The sequence below is a fragment of the Lactovum odontotermitis genome (assembly GCF_054658595.1).
The window spans coordinates 51,695-71,408 of sequence record NZ_BAAGGQ010000012.1; the positions used below are offsets into that span (position 1 = coordinate 51,695).

Genomic DNA, 19,714 nt, shown 5'->3' on the forward strand with positions numbered 1-19,714 from the left:
TTCTGCTTGCTTTTTATTTATTTTCTGGTATAAATGTAAGCGAATACTCATTTATCTCTTAAATGGATGGAGCTTCGCAGATGAAAAATAAAGACAAAATACTTGATTTAATCAGTGAGAAGAATCGAACGGCCTCTGAAATTGCGGAATTACTGGACATTCCCAGGAATTATGTCAGTTCGATTTTGAATGCGCTGGTCAAGGAAGAGAAGGTCTTGAAGTCTGCGTCGCGGCCGGTCATTTTTTCTTCTGCAGAAGAGGTTTTTCTGGATTCACCGGACTCAGATGAGGAAAATCCGTTAACCAGCGTAATCGGCTATAACGGCTCGCTGATGAATCAGCTGCATTTATGTGCACAGGCCGTCAAATATCCTAAAGGCTCTCTGCCCATCATGCTTTTGGGAAACAGCGGTGTCGGAAAGTCCTATCTGGCTGAGAAAATCGTGAACTATGCAAAATATGAGGGTGTGATTCAGGAAAATGCACCATTTGTCACTTTAAACTGTGCGGATTACGCAGACAATCCGGAGCTGCTTTCTTCTATATTGTTCGGCTACACGAAAGGGGCTTTCACAGGCGCAAATGCGGATACTGTGGGCTTGCTGGAGAAAGGAAACGGCGGTTTTCTCTTTCTAGATGAAGTTCACCGCTTGTCGGCCGAGGGGCAGGAAAAACTCTTTCATTACCTGGACAAGCAGATTGTTGTGCCGCTTGGGAGCAAGAAAGAAATTTCGGTGAATACGAAGCTGATTTGTGCCACGACGGCGGATGAGCGCTCGTTTTTGGACACATTTACGCGCAGAATTCCCATCATTGTCAAGATTCCTGACTTTATTTCACGCTCGCTCGACGAAAGGCGCGTGATTATTCACCGTTTCTTCCTGAATGAAGCACAGATTTTCAACCAGGAGATTGAGGTCAACGGCTTGATTTTTGAGTCGCTGCTGAATTATCAGGGCTATGGAAATCTGGGGAAAATAAAAAATATCATCAAAATATTGTGCACCTCTGCGGGTACGGCTGAGACTACCATCAAGATAAAAACCATTCATGCCATGCTGATTCCTGACTTCAAGCTCATGTTCAGCCAAGAGCGGAGCTTCCCGAGCGTCGTAATTAAAAAAGAGGCCATCGTGCCGAAAAATTCCTTCTCCTGGGAGATTCTGGACACTTTTACTGAAACTGTAAGTCGGCAGCTGACCTGTGAAAAAGGTGATTTTAAGGCGGAGTGCGCGCGGTTAATAGCAGAGCTGTTTGAGAAATTTCACTATGAGTATTTTAATGAATACTTTGAAACGCTGGTGGCGCCGAGCATCAAGTCCGGGCTTGATTATGCGGCGAGTAAATACGGCATCCACTATGACAGTATCACTCAGACATTTTTATCAAAACTGACCGATTATTTATCCAGAAGAAATATCATTTCAGAAACGCAAAGAGAGACTGAGAACAAGCTGAAGGCGCGTGTGAAAAATCGCTTCCGAAAGGAATATACGGTTGCTGAAAGCATATTTAATATTCTCTTTAGTTTTAATTTACTCGAAAAAGTGAATGAAGAGATTTTTGTGATTGTGACAACAGTGCTGATTGTCAGCCGCTCGAACCTTGATAAAGAGCTCTGCAATGCATTGATTATTGCGCATGGGACGTCAACGGCCACGAGTATTTCGAGCGTCGTGAATTCATTGTACGGTGATTTCATATTCGAGGGTTTTGACATGCCCCTAAGTACGACAAAGGATGAAGTAGTGTCTAAAATCAAGCAATATCTGGCGCAGGTGGACTGCAAGAAAGATACTTTTATTTTTGTCGACATGGGTTCACTGGTCAATATAGACAAAGAGCTTGAAAATGTCATCTATGGGAATATGGTGATTGTGAACAATGTGTCTACTCAGATTGCTTTAGAGGCTGCTAACGGCTTTAAGCGAAAGAAGCCGATAAAAAACATTGCCAGAGATATTGTCGAAAAAAACGAAATCATGTTCACTTTTCACAAAGGTAAGGTCAAGCAGAAGGTGATTCTCGTCTGCTGTTTGACGGGCGCGGGGACTTCTGCCAAAATCGCTTCGATTTTAGAGGGCTGTACGCTCGGAATTGATGTCAAATTTCAGGAAATTGATTATTTGAAGTCGAAGGAGCTGGAGAATATTGAGGATGATTTTCCGGACTGGGAGATTTTGGGGGTTATTACTACAATCCAGATAAAAAATCCGTCATATCCTAGTGTTTTACTTTCTAATCTGATTAGCACTGATGGCTTGGCGCGCTTTTCTTCGTTTCTGGAGGGGGCAAATGTCCCTGGGCGGCAGGTTGAAGAGGTGGTGAATCGGGTGGTCGAGGAGTTCAGCGAGCTGAACTTGTTGTCCAAACTTACCTTTTTGAACCCTGCTTCGGTGATTCCGGATGTTCAGGAGGTCATCCGGAGCTTTGAAATGCTGAATTTATATACGGTGACTTATGAGAAAAAGTTTTTGCTGTATATTCATATCGTGGTGATGATTGAGCGCTTGATTAAGGATTCGTCCTATCTTGAGACGGACGCGATTGTTGAATATCGCCGGGAGAATGAGGGGGAGCTGAGGCAGATTAAAAATGGTATGAAAATACTTGAAACTGAATATAATGTGCTTGTGAATGATTATGAGTTGATGCTGATTCGTATGCTGCTGACGGATGCTGGGGAGAGCTAGTGTTGGAAAACTGAATTAGGGAGTGATAAAAGATTATGGGTTGACATGATTCGCATAAAGTGATAGAATTCCTTTAAATAGTAACATGGAGGTGCAAAATGAGTGTGATTCAAGTTTCGGCGCGCGTGGATAAAACCCTTAAAGAGGAAGCGCAGAAGGTGTTTGCCAAGCAAGGGCTTGACATTGCAACCGTGATTAAAATGCTGATTACGAAAACTGCTTATGAGCAGCAAATTCCGTTAAACCTCACTTCGAATCCGGCTGTCGGTTATCCTGAAGGCTGGTTTTCTCCCGAAAGAGTAAAGACAAGAGAAGAAATTTCTAAGTTAACAAGCAGGCAACAGGCCAAAGTGCTTGATTTCTCCAAAAAAGAAGATGTTGATGAGTTTTTTGATGAAGATTTTCCAGAATATGAGGAGAAGTTTTAGTGGAATTAAGTGAACACACAGTGATTATTGCAATGATTTCATATGCAGACGGGACGGGCGCAAAGGTTCGTCCTGCTTTTGTTATTGAGCGGGAGGAGGAGCGGATTAAGACTTATCGTATTACGAGCCAATTTGCTAATAAATCAGATTATATCAAGAGTAAATACTTTGAAATTATTGATTATGTAGAAGCGGGTTTGCGTAAGCGTTCCTGGATAGATACAGTTCAACCTTATATGATTGACAGCAGTAGAACCCGAATAAAAATACTGGGCTATTTGTCTGAAACAGATGAGGCACGGTTTCGAGATTTTCTGCAGAATTTGGGACAGCTCTGACAATAAAAAACTGACACTAATAAAAAAAGGACCTGATGTGTCAGTAATCGAGACTAATTTGTGCCCTATTAACTGACACTGATGAAAATTATATTCCAAGAACAGCTTATTGAGAGCTGTTTTTTTAATTGGGTTCAACACGCCTGAAGCTAGGGAAGAATTAGATAAATTGGAACCGGCCTTACAGGCAGAACCGTAATTTCCTATCTGCCCCTGTAGGGCTGCTGTCGACTCTCGCTATGGTGCTAAAGCGCAACTTCCTACGCTCCAAAACGGGCGTGTTTCACATCTTGCCTTTTAGTTGGCACGGAATTTGCTTGTATAAAAGTGAAGAACAAAAAATTCATTTTTAAAGAAAGGTAAATTTGCAAATGGAATATTTCCGAATAAAAAACAAGGCGCTGTTATGGGAGTTTAACGGCGAGACGCTCCAGATTGAGGCTTGGGGGAAGGATAGCCTGCGCGTGAGGGCGAGTCTTTATGGAGAGATTACTGATAATGATTATGCGCTGCTGGCGTCCGAGGATTCCGAGGCAGCCATTGAAATCCAGGGGAACATTGCCAAAATTACCAACGGGGAAATTACGGCTGAGGTCATGAGCGAGGACTTGAGCCATTCTAGCAGGCTGAGACAGCAAGGCCGGATTACGTTTTATGACAAAGCGGGCACGGTTCTCCTGAAAGAAATCGGATTTGGCGGCCGTTTGAAGAAAAAAGCTAGAAATTTCGTGGCTTCCTCACATGATGACTACAAGCTGCTGGTCTCGTTTGAGGCGGATCCGGGCGAGAAAATTTACGGAATGGGCCAGTATCAGGAGGAGATGCTTGACTTGAAAGGGAGCGTCCTGGAGCTGGCGCAGCGTAACTCGCAGGCGAGTATTCCTTTCATGATTTCCGATAAGGGCTACGGCTTCCTGTGGCATAATCCGGCAATCGGCAAGGCGACTTTTGGCAAGAACGTGACCGAATGGGTAGCTGAGAGTTCTGAGCAGGTCGATTATTGGATCACCGCAGGAAGTACACCGAAAAAGATTACAGAAAACTACGCGAATGCGACGGGAAAAGTGCCGATGATGCCAGAGTATGCGATGGGCTTCTGGCAATGTCGTCTCAGATACTATAATCAGGAGCAGGTTTTGTCGGTGGCGCGTGAGTATCGAAAACGGCAGCTTCCGCTGGATGTGATTGTGATTGATTTCTTTCATTGGCCCAAGCAGGGGGATTTCCGCTTTGATGAGGAGTTTTTCCCGGACGCGGACGCGATGATTGAGGAGCTGCATGAAATGGGCATTGAGCTGGTAGTCTCAGTCTGGCCGCAGATTGATGACAGGAGTGAAAACTTTGAGGCGCTGCGGCAGAAGGGCTTTCTGGTCAAGACGAATAAGGGCGTGCCGATTGGCATGCAGTTCCAGGGAAACACGCAGTTCTACGATACGACCAACGAGGGGGCGCGGCAGTTTGTCTGGGAAAAGTGCAAGAAAAATTATTTTGACAAGGGCGTGAAGACTTTCTGGCTGGATGAATCAGAGCCGGAGTACACGATTTATGATTTTGACAATTACCGCTACAAACTCGGACAAAATGTCAAAATCGGGAATATTTATCCGCAGCTTTATGCGCGTGGTTTCTACGAGGGACAGAAGCAGGAAGGGATTGAGCAGGTTCTGAATTTAATCCGCTGTGCCTGGGCGGGCAGTCAGCGCTATGGCGCCTTGCTCTGGTCGGGGGATGTCCAGTCGACCTTTGAATCATTGAGGAAACAGATTTGTGCTGGTGTCAACACGGGAATTTCTGGTTTACCTTGGTGGACAACGGATATTGGCGGTTTTATCGGCGGTGTTCCTGAAAGTGAAGAGTTCAGAGAGTTGCTGCTGCGCTGGTTCCAGTTCGGGACTTTCTGCCCGGTCATGCGCCTTCACGGTGAGCGTCAGCCTTTAGAGAAACTTTTCCGGAAAAATGGCGAAGAGGTGCTCTACACTGGGGCGGACAATGAAATCTGGAGCTTTGGCGAAGCCGCCTATGAAGTCATGAAAAAATATTTGTTTGTTCGCGAGGCTTTGAAGCCTTATCTTAAAGAGTTGATGGAAGAGGCGCATCTTTACGGGACTCCGGTCATGCGGGCCTTGTTCTACGAATTTCCTGAAGATAGCGCAGGGCACGGCGTTCTTGACCAGTATATGTTCGGCTCGGACCTGCTGGTGGCACCAGTTGTCGAGGCGAATGCGATTTCTCGAGAAGTTTATCTTCCAACAGAAGAAAAATGGATTCACGTTTCCACTGGTGAAGAATTCACAGGCGGACAAAAAATCACTGTTGAGGCGGAAATAGACGATATTCCATTATTTGTCAAATCGGACAAAAAAGAGAAGTTTGTCGAATTAAGCACCTGCATGTCTAAGAAAGGAAGTCTATGATTGGTTTGTTAATTGCGACGCACGGCCGCTTGGGACAGGAGCTGATTGACACGGCGGAGCTGATTGCGGGAAAAATGTCCCAGGTTTCGAGCGTCGGCTTAGGGCTTGAAGACAATGCGGAGCTGTTTGTCGCGCGGGTGAAAGAGAAAGTTGGAGAACTGGACACTGGCGATGGTGTCTTGATTATGAATGATTTGTTTGGCGGGACACCGTCAAATGCTTCAATATATCTAAGCGCTGCAGAAAATGTCTGGACAGTAGCTGGTGTCAATCTGCCTATGGTTCTGGAATATTTCAATTTACGTGAGAACAAAATTCTTCCTATGGAAGAATTAGCTGAATCGGTTTGTCAAGCAGGTAAAGAATATGTTTTAAATTCGACTAAAAAAATTCAACTTAAAGAAGAAAAATAGAGGTAAAAAAATGGGAAAAATAGTATTTAGCCGTGTTGATTTCCGGCTGATTCACGGACAAGTTGTTACGCGCTGGATGAAGCTCTATCCAGTTAAAACAATTCTGATTGTGGACGATTTCTTGGGGAATGACCCTTTTATGGCAGATATATATGAGATGGCTGCGCCTCCGGGAACTCAGGTCATCATCGTGGATGCTGCGCACGCGAAAGATAAAATCGCTGAGATTACAGGAGATATTTTCCTGCTGAGTAAAAATATCGAGACAATGCTCTTTCTTGCAGAGCAAAATGTTGAGTTCAGTGCGCTTGACATTGGCGGGGCGCCGAGTGACGGCGGAAAAACTTTAGTTACTAACGCAGTTTTTCTCAATCAAACCGACATCGAACTGCTCGAAAAAATCGAGGCTCGGGGCGTTCAAGTTGTCTTGCAGGCGACCCCGGAGGACACGCCGCTCACGGTCGACAAAGCAAAACTGAAAGTTAAATAAGGAGGACGAGATGGATACAAGAACACTCATTTGTGCGATTGTCTTAGCGGCATTTTATTACATCAAACAAGCCTATATCGGCTATACTTTATGGCAGCTGTTTGCCGAGTGCTTTCCTATGGCGCTGGTTGCGGGGCTTATCTACGGGGATGTGCCCAAGGCCATGATGATTGCGGCGGCGATTAATCTGATTTACATTGGTGCACTGGCGCCTGGCGGACAGCTGCCGGCCGATAAGTACATGGCCTGCGCTATTGCGATTCCGATTGCGCTGCAGACTGGGATGAAGACCGAGATGGCGATTACGCTGGCGATTCCGATTGCCATGCTGGGAGCCTTCCTCTTCAACTTCAAGCGCATCCTCAACATTACCTGGGTGTCGAAAGCTGAAAAGTTTGCCCGGGAGGGAAATGCCAGAGGAATCTGGCGCTGCGCGACGATATATCCGATGCTGATTTCAGTGCCGCTGTTTTATGTTCCAGCGTTCCTAGGAATTATGTTCGGGCAGAATATTGTGACCCCGTTCCTGAATATTCTGCCGAAATGGCTGATGCATGGGCTGGAGGTCTCAGGCGGCATACTGCCGGCCATTGGTTTCTGCCTGGTGTTAATCATGATTGGCAAGGAGAAGTATCTGCCTTTCTTTGGAATCGGCTTTATCCTGATTAAGGTGCTGGGAATGCCGACGCTGGTTGCAGCTGTATTTGCAGCATGTGTGGCGCTCGCGATTGTTATCTTCAAGCGTGAAAATAAGGAGGAACTGAAAAATGCCGGAAATTAACGAAATACAACAAGCAAACGGAATCCAGGAAATGGCTGAAAGTCAAGCCGCTGGAAAAATTACCAAAAAAGACATTAACAAAGCCTACTTCAGATGGTGGATGACCTGTGAAATCTCTAACAACTACGAGCGAATGCAGGCCATCGGCTGGTGTGCCAGTATTTCACCGATTCTGAAAAAGCTTTATCCGAAAAAAGAAGAATTCTCAGAAGCACTGCTTCGTCATTTACAATTTTTTAATACGGAGGGAATCTTCGGCGGCCTGGTCTTCGGCTCATCAATTGCCTTGGAAGAGCAGCGAGCGGCTGACGGCTCAGTTTCAGGGGAGATGATTTCAGCTTACAAGACCGGTTTAATGGGGCCGATTGCAGGTCTCGGAGATACTGTTGACTGGGCGACGATGTACGCCATGATTCTGGCGGCCTGCAGCGCAATTGCTGCGACTGGCAATCCGATTTCTGCATTGATTACGATTGTGATGGGGATTGTCATGTTCCTTGAGGGGCTGCTTTTCACAAGATATGCCTATAGCGCGGGACGTGAAGCGATTAAAGAAATTCTTCACTCAGGCGTCATCAATGAAGCCCTGCAGTTTGCCAATATCTTCGGAATCATGATGATTGGCTCGATGACAGCTGCCCTGATGCACTTTGATTTGACGATTAAAATCGGCACAGTCAATGTGCAAAAGGTGCTGGACAATGCCTTTCCAGGAATTCTTCTCCTACTGGTCTTCGGCGGGATTTACTACTTAATGAAGAAAAAACGCATCAGCGCGCCGAAAATGGTCTTCATCGTGATGGGCTTCTGTATCATCGCGGCGTTTATCGGCATTATCTAAGGAAGAAAACATGAAAAAAGCAGTACATTTTGGTGCTGGAAATATCGGCCGCGGCTTCATCGGTGAAATTCTTTTCAAAAATGATTTTGAAATTACTTTCATCGATGTGAGTGCGGCGCTGATTGACCAGCTTAATCAACAGCATGAGTATGAAATAGTGCTGGCAGAAGAAACGCAGCAGAAAATCAAAGTCGAAGGCGTCTGCGGAATCAATAGCCGCACAAATCCAAACGACGTGATAAAAGCCATTCGAGAGGCGGATATTGTGACTACAGCGGTCGGCCCTCAGGTTCTTCCTTATATCGCGGAGTTAACTGCCCGTGGGATTCAAGCGCGCCGCGAAATGAACAAGGGGCCGATTGACTTTATTGCCTGTGAAAACATGATTGGCGGCAGTCAGTTCTACCTCAAAGAAGTGGAAAAGTATTTAGCGGACGAAGATGCTGAATATGCCCATTATTGCGCTGGTTTCCCTGATGCTGCGGTCGATAGGATTGTGCCGGCGCAGCCTGACGGAAATGGCCTGTCGGTCACGGTCGAGCCTTTCTGTGAGTGGGTCGTTGAAGTGAGCAATTTATGCAATCCGTCAGTAAAACTAAAAGGTGTACACTATGTGCAAAATCTTCAGCCCTACATTGAGCGTAAGCTATTTTCCGTAAACACAGGTCATGCAACGGTCGCTTACAACGGCGCTTATCACGGCTACAAAACCATTTTTGAGGCTTTGGGGGACGGGAGAATCTTGTCTGCACTGGAAAGTGTGCAGGCTGAGACACGCCAGCTGCTGCTGGCTAAGTGGGACTTTACAGAAGAAGAGCTGATTCAGTATCACGAAACAATCGTTTCACGTTTCGCAAATCCGCAGATTGTCGATGAGGTCACACGCGTTGCCCGCACCCCTCTTCGCAAGTTAGGCTATGACGAGCGTTTCATTCGCCCCATCCGGGAATTGGCGGCGCGTGGTCTGGACTATTCTCAGCACCTGGAAACTGTCGGAAAAATCTTCGCTTACACAAATCCTGACGATGCCGAGGCGGTCAAACTCCAGGAAAATGTTAAAACCGGTGACCTGAGGAAACTCATCAAAGAGGTCACTCAACTTAAAGAAGAATTACTCATTGACAAAGTTTTTGAAGCGGCTGGGAAATATGTCTCGAATTCAGTTTAAAAGCATGATTTGCCTATTTATGATATATTAATGATAATAAGATGAAAATTCGGGAGATTGCGCGACTGCTGAATACTAGTAAGAGAGGATTGATAATTTGCGACAAAATTTAGTATTTTCACAAAAACAGAGCCTGAAATTATCCCAGATGATGAAGTTATCCATTGAATTACTGCGATTTGACCACTATGAACTTCAAGAATTTTTGTCAGACAAAGCTCTGGAAAATCCTTTGCTTGAAATATATGAGCCGTCTGAAGGAAGATTTTCTTGTTCTCCGCGCGAAGCAAACGAAAATAACTTTTCAATTGAAAATATTGCCCAAACTAAAACTTCTTTCTTTGATTTTATTCTTGAGCAAATTTATGTCAATTATCACGATACTTATTTGAGAGAATTAGTACTCTTTTATGTCAATTATCTTGATGAAAATGGTTTTCTTTCAATCAGCCTTGCAGAGGCAAAAAAGATAAGCGGCGCAAGAGAAGAAAGCCTGGTCAAAGCCCTTTCTATTCTGCGAAAGCTTGAACCTGTCGGTGTTGGGGCCAGGAATGTACAAGAGTGTTTTATGATGCAGTGCGAAGACAATCCGTACGCGCCGGCATTGACCTTTTGCATACTGGAAGAATGTTATGAACTTTTAATACAGAGAAAATGGAAAAACATTGCCAAAAGATTTAACTGCAGTCTCCAAGAAGTTCAGGAAGTTTTTGACTTTGTCGGAAAACTCAATTCCTCGCCCGCAAAATCTTTCAAAGTAGAAAATGATTTATCATTTAATCTTGTCCCTGACCTGTCTGTAGCAGTCAATGAGGGGACAATTCAGCTCCAGGAAAATAAAAAATACCAGAGTAAAATCAGCATCAATAAAGATTATTTAGAAACAATTCATTCAATGTACAAAATGAAGAATAATCAATTAGACCGTTATCTTTCCGAAAAAGAAAAAGAAGTACAATATTTACAAAATATCATCAAAAAGAGAGCAAGCACAATCTTTCAAGTAGGAGAATTCATCGTCAGCTTTCAGAAAGAATTCTTTTTAGACGACAGCCATCCCGTCCAGCCGCTGAAAATGAGCACAGTTGCAGAAGCCCTATCAGTTCATGAATCAACAATAAGCCGAACTGTAAACGGGAAATATCTGGAGACAGACTGGGGAATCTTTGAGCTGCGGCATTTTTTCTCGAATGCTTTGGAAAATGGCGAGAGAGATGAGGCCGCGCTATCAAGTCAGCAAGTCAAAGAAAGAATTAAAGAGCTGCTCACGCATGAAAATCCAGAATCTCCGTATTCAGACAGTACACTGGAGAAGATGCTGGCTGAGGAAAATATCTGTGTTTCCCGCCGGACCGTTGCGAAATATCGTGAGAGTTTGGGGGTCCTTTCTTCTGCGAAAAGGAGGCGCTTTGTCTAAAAATTGACATGCTTCATAATCCTGTTTTTGCCGTGTCAGATTTCTTGACAAATGAGAACGTTTTCCTTATAATGAGATTAAATTAAGATTTTGCTAAAAACCGGTTAGTGCTGCTGCTATCTGTAATTACGTTATAGACTTTAAAATTTGGAGAGCAACATGAAATACATAAAGAGACTTTTATTACTTTCGTCTATTTGTCTTGCTTCAGCCATCGGCGTTTCAGCGTCTGCGGACTATAACAAGCTCCCGACATCAGAGCCTGCAGGAACAGTTTACCGTCTATACAACCCGAATACTGGGGAGCACTTCTATACGGCGGGTCTATATGAGCGCAATTCTCTCACCGCTGCAGGATGGAATAGCGAGGGACTCGGCTGGTCTTCTCCGGCAGCGGGCGACCCTGTCTATCGTCTCTATAATCCGAATGCCAAAGGGGGCGATCACTACTACACAAAGAGTCTTTTTGAAAGAGATTCTCTCGTGAAGAAAGGCTGGAAGGCAGAGGGAATAGGCTGGAATTCAGGAGGTGACAGGGATGTTCTTGTGTCATATAATCCAAATGCGGCGTCGGGTTCGCATAATTACACCACGAGTCTGTATGAGCAGGATTACTTACTCAAAAACGGCTGGAAATATGGCTCAGTTGCCTGGCAATCAGTGTCCTCACCGATTGGAACGGGAAAACTGCCGGATGCGAAAGCGAACGCCGCGATGTCAAACGCAGATTTAGATATTGTGATAAACAAGATGCAGCAGCTTATTTTAGCTAAAGGTGATTATCGCTTGGGCAATCGTGTTACTGTTTTCTCTCACGGAAGCTACGTACTTAATGGGTACGCCCATGAGTTCAAAGATGGCATTTACACAAAATCTGAGTATCTATCGTTTTCCGGTTCAAATTATCTCGTAACAGATACAGCGGATCCAGCAAACTTCTTAGAAACTTCGAATCTGGCCGAATTCAGGAGTGGTAATGGTTATGCAACTGCACTACTTACAGCAAAAGGCTGGTATTTATTACCAGATTACAAACTTCAAGGCGCAGGAATATATAAAGCGCCCGACTATACGAAATTTATCCAAACGGGCAATGTTGAGGACTTGACAAATAGTATTACCGACGGACCTATTGCGCTTGAGCCGAATAGTCAGTTTGGCGCTCCCGTATTGATTAGCTGAGAATATTAATGCTTTATCTGTCGGAATGATTTGAAATAAAAATCCTTCATTTTGGACTCAAAATGAGGGATTTTTTAAAGCTTTATTGAATCAAATACTGGTTCCGGTGTCAATGCTCGTATCAGTGCTTGAGCTGCTGTCGGAATTACTGCTGGAATCTGAATTTCCGCTGCCAGTGCTGGCGCCGCCCTGCATGTCAGGAAAGCCGCTTGGCGGGGTGGGCATTTGTCCGTTTTGACCAGGATATTGTCCCTGTTCTTGACCTTGTCCTGGGGTGAAGTTTGTCTGCTGGCTGTTAAATCTGCTGCTGTTGCTGTTTACGTGCCCGATTGCAAAACCGCTAGCTCCACCGATGAATAATGCAACGATGGCGGTGACGAGTATCGCCCAGCGTTTTTTGAAAAAGTGTCCAATCTTCGAGAAAATTTTGCGCATAGTGTCTCCTTTTTAGTGTGAATATAGGTTGTTCAACGGAATAGTCAATTGTTGGCAGAATGTTTTGTTCTGGCCATTTTCCGGAACCGTAGCTGACGTAGTAGTAATGTGAACCGGCTTGTTTTGCCTGCTGCTGTTCGCGAGAGTCCGGTGAGTCCCACGATTAGAAATATAAGTCCGATGGCAACGATGATTAAGGTTTCTAGCATCTCATCTCCTCTCCTGATTTTGTTTTCAATAATTATAGCTGCTTAATCTTAATGGGGTCTAAAAAATCAGACGATTTAAGTTTGTTTAAGGCTGATATAAGTTACAGGGCATGTCGGCTTTGTCTTTTTTTATCCAAAAAATAGTATAATATGGCTATGACAAAATCAACATACATCGTCATGGACTTTGAAACCACGGGGCTTTCGCCCAGATATAATGAAATTATTCAGCTTGGTGCGGTCAAGTTTGACGGGAAGAAAGAGATTGCACGTTTTGACCAGCTTGTCAGTCCGCGGCGTTCACATGTCAGTCCGCAGATTACCCGTTTGACGGGGATTTCACCGGATATTCTGGTGAATCAGCCGAAGTTGGACGACGTTTTTGATGATTTTGTAGATTTTATCTCTGGTGAGCTGATTGTCGGGCATAATATCGGCTTTGACATGGGTTTTCTTGACTATGAGCTGGAGCTGCATCACCGGCGCGAGTTCTTCAGGACTTACGACACGGTGAGAGGCGCACGCAAGAAGATGCCTTTTCTGCAGAATCACAAGCTTTCAACGATTAAATATTTTTTCAACATGAACATGCGGTCGCACGATGCGCTGAATGATTGCTTAATCACGGCGCGTCTCTATCAATGGCTGGAGCTGGAAGGAAATTGACTTGAAAAACTTCGTAAATGCGCTGCTGGTAATCTATTTTCTCTTTTTAACTTGGCTGATATTGTTCAAGCTTTCGCTGAGCATTTCGACCTTCCAGAACTTTGCGACCTGGCATGGCGGCTTGAATCTGATTCCTTTTAATGGTACTGGCGACCGGACGGAGATGATTGCCAATGTACTTGTGTTTGTGCCCTACGGCGGACTTCTGGCAGCGGCTGGCTGCAAGCGGCGTTTTGCTCAGCTGTTACTGGCGGTATTGCTGACGAGTCTGGCATATGAGGGGCTGCAGTACGTTCTCTCAATTGGGGCAGCTGATGTGACGGATGTCATCTGCAATACTTTCGGCGGTCTGCTGGGGCTGGGAATTTTTCTTTTTTTCAGAAAAGTTTTCGGCGAAAAAGTGATGTCCGTTTTGGCCATTATTTTGACAATTATTACCTGTTTGGGCATGATTGTGATGTCGGTCTTTATCAATCGTTAAGAGTTTTTGAACAGAATTTATATTTAAAGGAAGTGTGAATAAATGAAAATTGCAATTGATGCGATGGGCGGCGATTTTGCGCCTGAGTCTGTTATTAAAGGTGTGAATCAGGCCAAGAAAAAATTTCCGGCGCTGGAATTTCTGATTTTCGGAGAGGCGGAGAAAATCCGCACTTTGCTTGAAGATGACAAAAATGTGGAAATTGTCCCGACGACGGAAATTGTCGATTTTCACGACGAGCCGCTGCGTGTGGTCAAGACCAAGAAAGATTCTTCCATGGTACGTGCCATCCAGGCGGTCAAATCTGGTGAAGCGGATGCCGTTTTGTCCGCAGGCTCAACAGGGGCTTTACTGACAGCCGGACTTCTTCAAATCGGGCGCATAAAAAAAGTTGAACGTCCGGGACTTCTAACCACCTTGCCGACAGCTGACGGGCGAGGCTTTGACATGCTCGATTTGGGTGCGAATGCCGAGAATAAAGCTGAGCACCTGCGCGATTACGCGATTTTAGGCTCTTATTACGCGGAACATGTGCGGGGAATTAAAAATCCCCGCGTGGCCTTGCTGTCGAACGGTTCTGAGGACACGAAAGGCTCTCCGATGATTAAAGAGGCGCATGCACTGATTTCCAGCCTGCCAGAAATCAATTTTATCGGCAACATTGAAGCCCGGGACATTTTGAGCGGCGCAGCTGACGTTGTTGTGGCCGACGGTTTTACTGGAAATGCAGTCCTTAAGGCCATCGAAGGCACTTTATCAACCATGTTCAAGCTGCTCAAGTCGACGATTAAAAACGGCTCGCTGAAGACAAAAATCGGCGGTGCGCTGATTAAGAATGACCTGTCAGGTTTGAAAAATATGGGCTCAGGTGTCGGCGGTGCGGTGCTCTTCGGCTTGAAAGCGCCGCTGGTCAAGGCTCACGGGAATTCTTCACCGGAGGCAATTGCAGATGCGATTGGACAGCTGCAGAAGATGCTGGAGTCGGATGTGGTCGGCAAGCTGGTGGCGCATTTTGAGGGTGAAAATGAAAGCTGAGCATGGTGGGACGGCTGTTGAAAATCGATACAAAAGTATTGATTTTGTACAAGAAATATTCGATAATTAAGGAATTTACATAGAGAAGTCAATAAAACCGCGGGATAAGCGGTTTTTCTTTATGTTTACAAATCACTTGACAAAGAAAAATGTAAACGCTATAATAGGTTTAACGTTAAACCAACGTGATAAACACATTTATCAAAGGAGGAAGTCATGGAGGCAATGAGTCCCGCTCCGAAAAGCGGAGATAAGAAGCGAACAGGCCAGTTGTTCAGAGAGAAGCTGAAGCATAATGCTTCGCTTTATCTGCTGCTTGCGCCAGCCACGATTCTGCTGATTTTATTTGCTTATGTGCCGATGTATGGGCTTTTGATGGCTTTTAAGGATTATTCTCCAGCGCTCGGTGTCTGGGACAGTCCCTGGGTCGGCTTCAAGTATTTTGTACAGTATTTTAACTCTTATCAGTTCTGGCCGACGATTCTGAATACGCTGAAGATTGCGATTTACAGCATTCTCTTCGGCTTCACGCTTCCCATTGCGCTGGCGCTGATTTGTAATCAGATTCGGGTGAAAGTTTTCAAAAAATTTTTTCAGGTCACGACTTATCTGCCGCATTTCATTTCAACTATGGTTATGTGCGGGATGATTCTGCTCTTCCTCTCGCCTTCGTCCGGGCTGGTTGCCAATTTTCTGCATATTTTCAATATTAATATGCCGGATGTGATTGGAAATCCTAAGGCTTTCGCCAGTGTTTATGTCTGGTCGGATGTCTGGCAGCATGTCGGCTGGAATTCTATCATTTATCTGGCGGCTTTGTCGGCAATTGACCCGACTTATTATGAGGCGGCCACGATGGATGGGGCTTCGCGCTGGCAGCAGATGATTAAGATTGATTTGCCGCTTCTGGTGCCGACGATGATGATTATGCTGATTCTGACGGTTGGGCAGCTCCTCAATATCGGCTTTGAAAAAGTTTTCCTGCTTCAGAATCCGCTGAATTTGTCCGGCTCGGAAATTATCTCGACTTATGTCTATAAAATCGGCTTGAAGTCTTTCCAGTATTCTTACTCGACGGCGATTAATCTGTTTCAGACAGTGATTAATCTGGTGGTACTCTTCACTGTGAATTTTCTTTCACGTAGATTGACGAAAACGGGGTTGTTCTGATGAAAATGAAAATGAAATTGAAAAAGAAAAGAAAGGCGACGACAACTTCTGAAAAAGTCTTCAATGTTGCAATTTACGGCCTGTCCATTCTCCTGATTCTGCTGATTATTTATCCGCTCTGGTTTGTCATTATTGCCAGCTTCTCGAACCCGCAGGATGTGGCGACGGGAGCCGTCTGGTTCTGGCCGAAGTCCTGGAGTCTGGAGGGCTACAAAACCCTCTTTGCTCAGCCTCTCATCTGGCGTTCCTACTTCAACACGATTTTCTATACTTTAGCAGGGACTCTCTTTGGTCTTTTGGTCAATATTCCAGTCGGATATGCCTTATCGCGTCGTGACCTCTATGGCAGAAAGTGGATTTCGCTCCTATATGTCATTCCGATGTTTGTAACGGGCGGCCTCATCCCAATCTATCTGGTCACGAAAAATTTCGGACTGCTGAACACGGTTTGGGTAATGATTGTGCCGTTTGCGGTGTCACCCTACAATATTATCGTGGCACGCACTTTCTTCAACGAGTCCATCCCGGATGGACTTTGGGAAGCGGCGCAGGTTGACGGGGCGGGAACTCTGAGATATTTTGTACAGATTGTCCTGCCGTTATCGAAAGCAATTCTGGCTGTGATTGGTCTCTGGACAGCGGTTGGAATCTGGAATTCCTGGTTCAATGCGCTGATTTATTTGACAGACCAGAATTTGCAGCCGCTGCAGCTGATTCTGCGCCAGCTCCTGATTACCAATCAGACTTTGCAAAGCCAGGCAACCGGCGACATGGCCACGCAATTAAGACAGACGGCCGACATGATGAAATACGCGGCCATTGTTGTCTCAACTCTGCCGATTATGCTGGTTTATCCGTTCTTGCAGAAGTACTTTAACCAAGGCGTGATGGTCGGTGCCATTAAGGAATAGTTACCTTAGTTTAATTTGATTTTAAAAAATAAAAATAAAAAATTTTAGGAGAGAATTTTAAAATGAAAAAACGTAAACTTGCGATTGCAGCCGGTGCTGCGTCAGCTCTCGCTGCCATGTTCCTGCTGGTCGGCTGTTCTAGCGGTTCAGACTCAGGCTCAAAGAAGTCTTCTGATACACAGTTTGAAGTTGCGACAGTTCGCTGGTCAGACTGGGGCACAGCGTACACAAAATTCCCGAACAAACTGGCCAAAGAAGCCGGCATCAGCATCAAGTGGGACACCTACTTGAACGCAGACTGGGCAGATAAGAAAGCCACAATTATCGCCGGCGGCGAATTGCCGGATGCTTTCATGGGTGCTATCACCTTTACCGACCAGGAATTGGCGCAAAACCAGTCCGTTCTCATTCCTCTAGAAGACTATATTGACAAGGACATGCCGAATCTGAAGAAGGCAATGAAAGAGAATCCTGCGCTCAAGGCCATGATTACAAGTCCTGACGGACATATCTGGTCGCTGCCGAAAGAAGCGCCGATGCGTCCGATTGTAGCCAATCAGCTTTTCATCAACAAGACTTGGCTTGACAAGGTCGGTGACAAAATGCCCACAACTTATGACGAATTTGTCAAAGTTCTGAACGACTTCAAGACCAAAGACCCGAACGGCAACGGCAAAGCCGATGAAATTCCTTATGGAACAGGCAATTTTGACCCAACAATGTCTTACATCACACCATTCGGCGTGTTACGCGGTGCAGACAATTCCAATGAAATGGCCCTGCAGAACGACAAACCAGTTTATCTTCGTGCTGAAGACAACTTCAAAGAAGGCGTTCAAGCCATGCACGACGCCTATGCGAAAGGACTGATTGAGCCGGAGCTTTATACCTTAGACCCGACACAAGCTCAGGCCAAATTAATGGCAGATACTGAAATTATCGGTGTGTCTGTCGGCTGGACAGCAGATGCCACATTCGGCACAAACGCGAAAGATTACGCGGCATTACCAGCATTGAAAGGCCCGGACGGCAATCAATATGTCATGTCTGACCCGGACCACTTTAACCAGGGGCGCAACGAATTCATGGTGACCAACAAGGCTAAGAATGTGGACGCACTGATGAAATGGGTGGACAAATTCTATACCAATGATGCTTCTATTCAAAATGCTTACGGCATGTTCGGCGTCGGAACTAAAAAGACAGCGGACGGTTATGAGGTTCTGAAACCTAAAGGCAAGAACTCAGCAGATACCCAGGCCTGGATTGATTCGCTGCGTGATTTCGGGCCTAAATCCTGGACAGTTGACAACAGCAAGGTGACATTTGAAGACCCGACCAATGGGGACGAGCAGAAGCTGCAAATGGATGCAGAGCTGAAACAATTTGCAAAACCTGCCTTTCCATCTGTCACTTACACAACCGACGAACTCACACAAATTGCAACTATCTATCCGGACTTGAGCACTTATGCCACTCAGCAGACAGCCACTTGGGTAACCAAAGGCGGCCTGACAGACAACAGCTGGAATGACTACATCAAGAAGCTGAACGATATGGGTCTGGACAAATATCTCAAGATTCAAAGCGATGCCTATAACCGCTACAAAGATTCTTTGAATCAATAAATATTGCTGCGCCGCTAGGTGCTAGGTGCTTGTGTGAACATTGGGGGAGGAAATTTATGAGATTTCACGAAATTAGACAACATAAATTTTCTCCTCTTTATTATTTTTATCCTCATGTCTGGTTGACATTAAAGGAAAATTTGATTTATAATGACAAATATGCGTAAACTGTTCGATATAAATAATCCGCTCATGCGCGTGTTCGCACGAATTGCGGATTTGATTGTTCTGAACACACTGTTCATCATCACGTCCCTCGGCATTGTGACAATCGGGGCAAGTCTCTGTGCGCTGCAGACGAGCATTCAGAAGCTTCTACGGCATACCTCAGGCTCGCTGGCAAAAGATTACTTCAGGATTTTCAGGGAAAATTTTAAACAGGCGACGGTTGCCTGGCTGGGAATTCTGGCGCTGGCTCTGATTTTGTTCAGTGATTTCCGGCTCATCGGCCGGCTGCCGATTGTGGCTGAGTTTCTGATGGGCGCGGCGGCAATTGTTCTGTCTGTTGTGACGAGCGTGGTCGCGGTCTATATCTTTGCCTACATCGGGCGTTACGAAAATTCGATGAAAATGACCCTGCGGAATATCAGTGTGCTGAGCCTGCAGAATCTGTTTCAGACCTTATTTTTACTGGTCTATAACGGATTTATCCTCTATTTTACATTCAGCAGCCCGGCAGCACTTCTCACCATGATTTACATCTTGACCTTCGGCGGTTTCGCCTTTATTAACCTGGGTTCGGGTATCATGATAAAACAAGTTTTTGATAAAATCGAGAAATGATGTGAGGGACGCCCGTTAAGAAGCGAAGAAATTTAGGGAATTGAGGTTCTGCCTTTAGGCAGGTTCTCAATTCATCTAATTTCATAGCTTCTGGCGCTCCGAACTCAAATGAAAAATGATGTGAGGGGCGCCCGTTAAGAAGCGAAGAAATTTAGGGAATTGAGGTTCTGCCTTTAGGCAGGTTCTCAATTCATCTAATTTCATAGCTTCTGGCGCTCCGAACTCAAATGA

General features: G+C 45.2%; 19 protein-coding genes. 18 read left to right on the forward strand and 1 reads right to left on the reverse strand.

Annotated features, from left to right (window positions below; genetic code table 11):
• Positions 1-80: 80 nt before the first annotated feature.
• The 11 genes from ACYQ2E_RS07730 to ACYQ2E_RS07780 all read left to right on the forward strand — a co-directional run bounded on the left by ACYQ2E_RS07730 (position 81) and on the right by ACYQ2E_RS07780 (position 12,165).
• Complete coding sequence (locus ACYQ2E_RS07730) at positions 81-2,693, forward strand: sigma 54-interacting transcriptional regulator (protein WP_460017494.1); 2,613 nt, start codon at positions 81-83, stop codon at positions 2,691-2,693.
• A 98-nt stretch (positions 2,694-2,791) separates the two neighbouring features.
• The gene (locus ACYQ2E_RS07735; RefSeq protein ID WP_460017495.1) at positions 2,792-3,121 is read left to right on the forward strand and encodes a type II toxin-antitoxin system RelB/DinJ family antitoxin; all 330 of its coding nucleotides are present in this window, start codon (positions 2,792-2,794) and stop codon (positions 3,119-3,121) included.
• Between the two features lie 32 nt (positions 3,122-3,153).
• On the forward strand, positions 3,154-3,459 hold the full coding sequence (locus ACYQ2E_RS07740; RefSeq protein ID WP_460017512.1) for a hypothetical protein: 306 nt from the start codon (positions 3,154-3,156) through the stop codon (positions 3,457-3,459).
• Positions 3,460-3,830: 371 nt separating this feature from the next.
• Positions 3,831-5,873 carry a glycoside hydrolase family 31 protein gene (locus ACYQ2E_RS07745; protein ID WP_460017496.1) on the forward strand — a complete coding sequence of 681 codons (2,043 nt, stop codon included), beginning with the start codon at positions 3,831-3,833 and terminating at the stop codon, positions 5,871-5,873.
• Positions 5,870-6,286 (forward strand): PTS sugar transporter subunit IIA, encoded by a 417-nt coding sequence (locus tag ACYQ2E_RS07750; protein ID WP_460017497.1) that lies wholly within the window; start codon positions 5,870-5,872, stop codon positions 6,284-6,286. Before ACYQ2E_RS07745 ends, ACYQ2E_RS07750 begins: the two co-directional genes overlap by 4 nt.
• A 10-nt stretch (positions 6,287-6,296) precedes the next feature.
• Positions 6,297-6,776: a PTS sugar transporter subunit IIB gene (locus ACYQ2E_RS07755; protein WP_460017498.1), complete on the forward strand. Its 480-nt coding sequence runs from the start codon at positions 6,297-6,299 to the stop codon at positions 6,774-6,776.
• A 10-nt stretch (positions 6,777-6,786) separates the two neighbouring features.
• Complete coding sequence (locus tag ACYQ2E_RS07760) at positions 6,787-7,557, forward strand: PTS mannose/fructose/sorbose/N-acetylgalactosamine transporter subunit IIC (protein ID WP_460017499.1); 771 nt, start codon at positions 6,787-6,789, stop codon at positions 7,555-7,557.
• Positions 7,544-8,398, forward strand: a complete 855-nt coding sequence (locus ACYQ2E_RS07765) for a PTS system mannose/fructose/sorbose family transporter subunit IID (protein WP_460017500.1) — start codon at positions 7,544-7,546, stop codon at positions 8,396-8,398. The genes ACYQ2E_RS07760 and ACYQ2E_RS07765 overlap by 14 nt, the downstream gene beginning before the upstream one ends.
• A 10-nt stretch (positions 8,399-8,408) precedes the next feature.
• Positions 8,409-9,566 (forward strand): mannitol-1-phosphate 5-dehydrogenase, encoded by a 1,158-nt coding sequence (locus tag ACYQ2E_RS07770; RefSeq protein ID WP_460017501.1) that lies wholly within the window; start codon positions 8,409-8,411, stop codon positions 9,564-9,566.
• Between the two features lie 97 nt (positions 9,567-9,663).
• Complete coding sequence (rpoN, locus tag ACYQ2E_RS07775) at positions 9,664-10,983, forward strand: RNA polymerase factor sigma-54 (protein WP_460017502.1); 1,320 nt, start codon at positions 9,664-9,666, stop codon at positions 10,981-10,983.
• A gap of 159 nt (positions 10,984-11,142) precedes the next feature.
• A complete protein-coding gene (locus ACYQ2E_RS07780; protein ID WP_460017503.1) occupies positions 11,143-12,165 on the forward strand; it encodes a CHAP domain-containing protein in 1,023 nt (340 codons plus the stop codon).
• Positions 12,166-12,255: 90 nt separating this feature from the next.
• Here ACYQ2E_RS07780 and ACYQ2E_RS07785 read toward each other — a convergent pair whose 3' ends face one another.
• Positions 12,256-12,600, reverse strand: a complete 345-nt coding sequence (locus tag ACYQ2E_RS07785) for a hypothetical protein (RefSeq protein WP_460017504.1) — start codon at positions 12,598-12,600, stop codon at positions 12,256-12,258.
• 365 nt (positions 12,601-12,965) lie between these two features.
• Here ACYQ2E_RS07785 and ACYQ2E_RS07790 point away from each other — a divergent pair, with 365 nt between their 5' ends.
• The 7 genes from ACYQ2E_RS07790 (at position 12,966) to ACYQ2E_RS07820 (ending at position 19,483) form a co-directional block, all read left to right on the forward strand.
• Entirely contained in the window at positions 12,966-13,475 is a 510-nt protein-coding gene (locus tag ACYQ2E_RS07790) for a 3'-5' exonuclease (RefSeq protein WP_460017505.1), read from the forward strand.
• Between the two features lies 1 nt (position 13,476).
• The gene (locus tag ACYQ2E_RS07795; RefSeq protein WP_460017506.1) at positions 13,477-13,956 is read left to right on the forward strand and encodes a VanZ family protein; all 480 of its coding nucleotides are present in this window, start codon (positions 13,477-13,479) and stop codon (positions 13,954-13,956) included.
• A gap of 42 nt (positions 13,957-13,998) precedes the next feature.
• Positions 13,999-14,991, forward strand: a complete 993-nt coding sequence (gene plsX, locus ACYQ2E_RS07800) for a phosphate acyltransferase PlsX (RefSeq protein WP_460017507.1) — start codon at positions 13,999-14,001, stop codon at positions 14,989-14,991.
• A 225-nt stretch (positions 14,992-15,216) separates the two neighbouring features.
• Complete coding sequence (locus ACYQ2E_RS07805) at positions 15,217-16,161, forward strand: ABC transporter permease (RefSeq protein ID WP_460017513.1); 945 nt, start codon at positions 15,217-15,219, stop codon at positions 16,159-16,161.
• A gap of 11 nt (positions 16,162-16,172) precedes the next feature.
• Positions 16,173-17,072, forward strand: a complete 900-nt coding sequence (locus tag ACYQ2E_RS07810; RefSeq protein WP_460017508.1) for a carbohydrate ABC transporter permease — start codon at positions 16,173-16,175, stop codon at positions 17,070-17,072.
• Between the two features lie 62 nt (positions 17,073-17,134).
• Positions 17,135-18,700, forward strand: coding sequence for a type 2 periplasmic-binding domain-containing protein (locus ACYQ2E_RS07815; RefSeq protein ID WP_460017509.1), 1,566 nt, complete (start codon positions 17,135-17,137; stop codon positions 18,698-18,700).
• A gap of 150 nt (positions 18,701-18,850) precedes the next feature.
• Positions 18,851-19,483, forward strand: a complete 633-nt coding sequence (locus ACYQ2E_RS07820; RefSeq protein ID WP_460017510.1) for a YesL family protein — start codon at positions 18,851-18,853, stop codon at positions 19,481-19,483.
• Positions 19,484-19,714 lie beyond the last annotated feature (231 nt).

Coding starts and splice junctions, on each gene's coding strand:
- ACYQ2E_RS07730 (WP_460017494.1), top strand. CDS start 81: ATGAAAAATAAAGACAAAATACTTGATTTAATCAGTGAGAAGAATCGA.
- ACYQ2E_RS07735 (WP_460017495.1), top strand. CDS start 2,792: ATGAGTGTGATTCAAGTTTCGGCGCGCGTGGATAAAACCCTTAAAGAG.
- ACYQ2E_RS07740 (WP_460017512.1), top strand. CDS start 3,154: ATGATTTCATATGCAGACGGGACGGGCGCAAAGGTTCGTCCTGCTTTT.
- ACYQ2E_RS07745 (WP_460017496.1), top strand. CDS start 3,831: ATGGAATATTTCCGAATAAAAAACAAGGCGCTGTTATGGGAGTTTAAC.
- ACYQ2E_RS07750 (WP_460017497.1), top strand. CDS start 5,870: ATGATTGGTTTGTTAATTGCGACGCACGGCCGCTTGGGACAGGAGCTG.
- ACYQ2E_RS07755 (WP_460017498.1), top strand. CDS start 6,297: ATGGGAAAAATAGTATTTAGCCGTGTTGATTTCCGGCTGATTCACGGA.
- ACYQ2E_RS07760 (WP_460017499.1), top strand. CDS start 6,787: ATGGATACAAGAACACTCATTTGTGCGATTGTCTTAGCGGCATTTTAT.
- ACYQ2E_RS07765 (WP_460017500.1), top strand. CDS start 7,544: ATGCCGGAAATTAACGAAATACAACAAGCAAACGGAATCCAGGAAATG.
- ACYQ2E_RS07770 (WP_460017501.1), top strand. CDS start 8,409: ATGAAAAAAGCAGTACATTTTGGTGCTGGAAATATCGGCCGCGGCTTC.
- ACYQ2E_RS07780 (WP_460017503.1), top strand. CDS start 11,143: ATGAAATACATAAAGAGACTTTTATTACTTTCGTCTATTTGTCTTGCT.
- ACYQ2E_RS07785 (WP_460017504.1), bottom strand. CDS start 12,600: ATGCGCAAAATTTTCTCGAAGATTGGACACTTTTTCAAAAAACGCTGG.
- ACYQ2E_RS07790 (WP_460017505.1), top strand. CDS start 12,966: ATGACAAAATCAACATACATCGTCATGGACTTTGAAACCACGGGGCTT.
- plsX (WP_460017507.1), top strand. CDS start 13,999: ATGAAAATTGCAATTGATGCGATGGGCGGCGATTTTGCGCCTGAGTCT.
- ACYQ2E_RS07805 (WP_460017513.1), top strand. CDS start 15,217: ATGAGTCCCGCTCCGAAAAGCGGAGATAAGAAGCGAACAGGCCAGTTG.
- ACYQ2E_RS07810 (WP_460017508.1), top strand. CDS start 16,173: ATGAAATTGAAAAAGAAAAGAAAGGCGACGACAACTTCTGAAAAAGTC.
- ACYQ2E_RS07815 (WP_460017509.1), top strand. CDS start 17,135: ATGAAAAAACGTAAACTTGCGATTGCAGCCGGTGCTGCGTCAGCTCTC.
- ACYQ2E_RS07820 (WP_460017510.1), top strand. CDS start 18,851: ATGACAAATATGCGTAAACTGTTCGATATAAATAATCCGCTCATGCGC.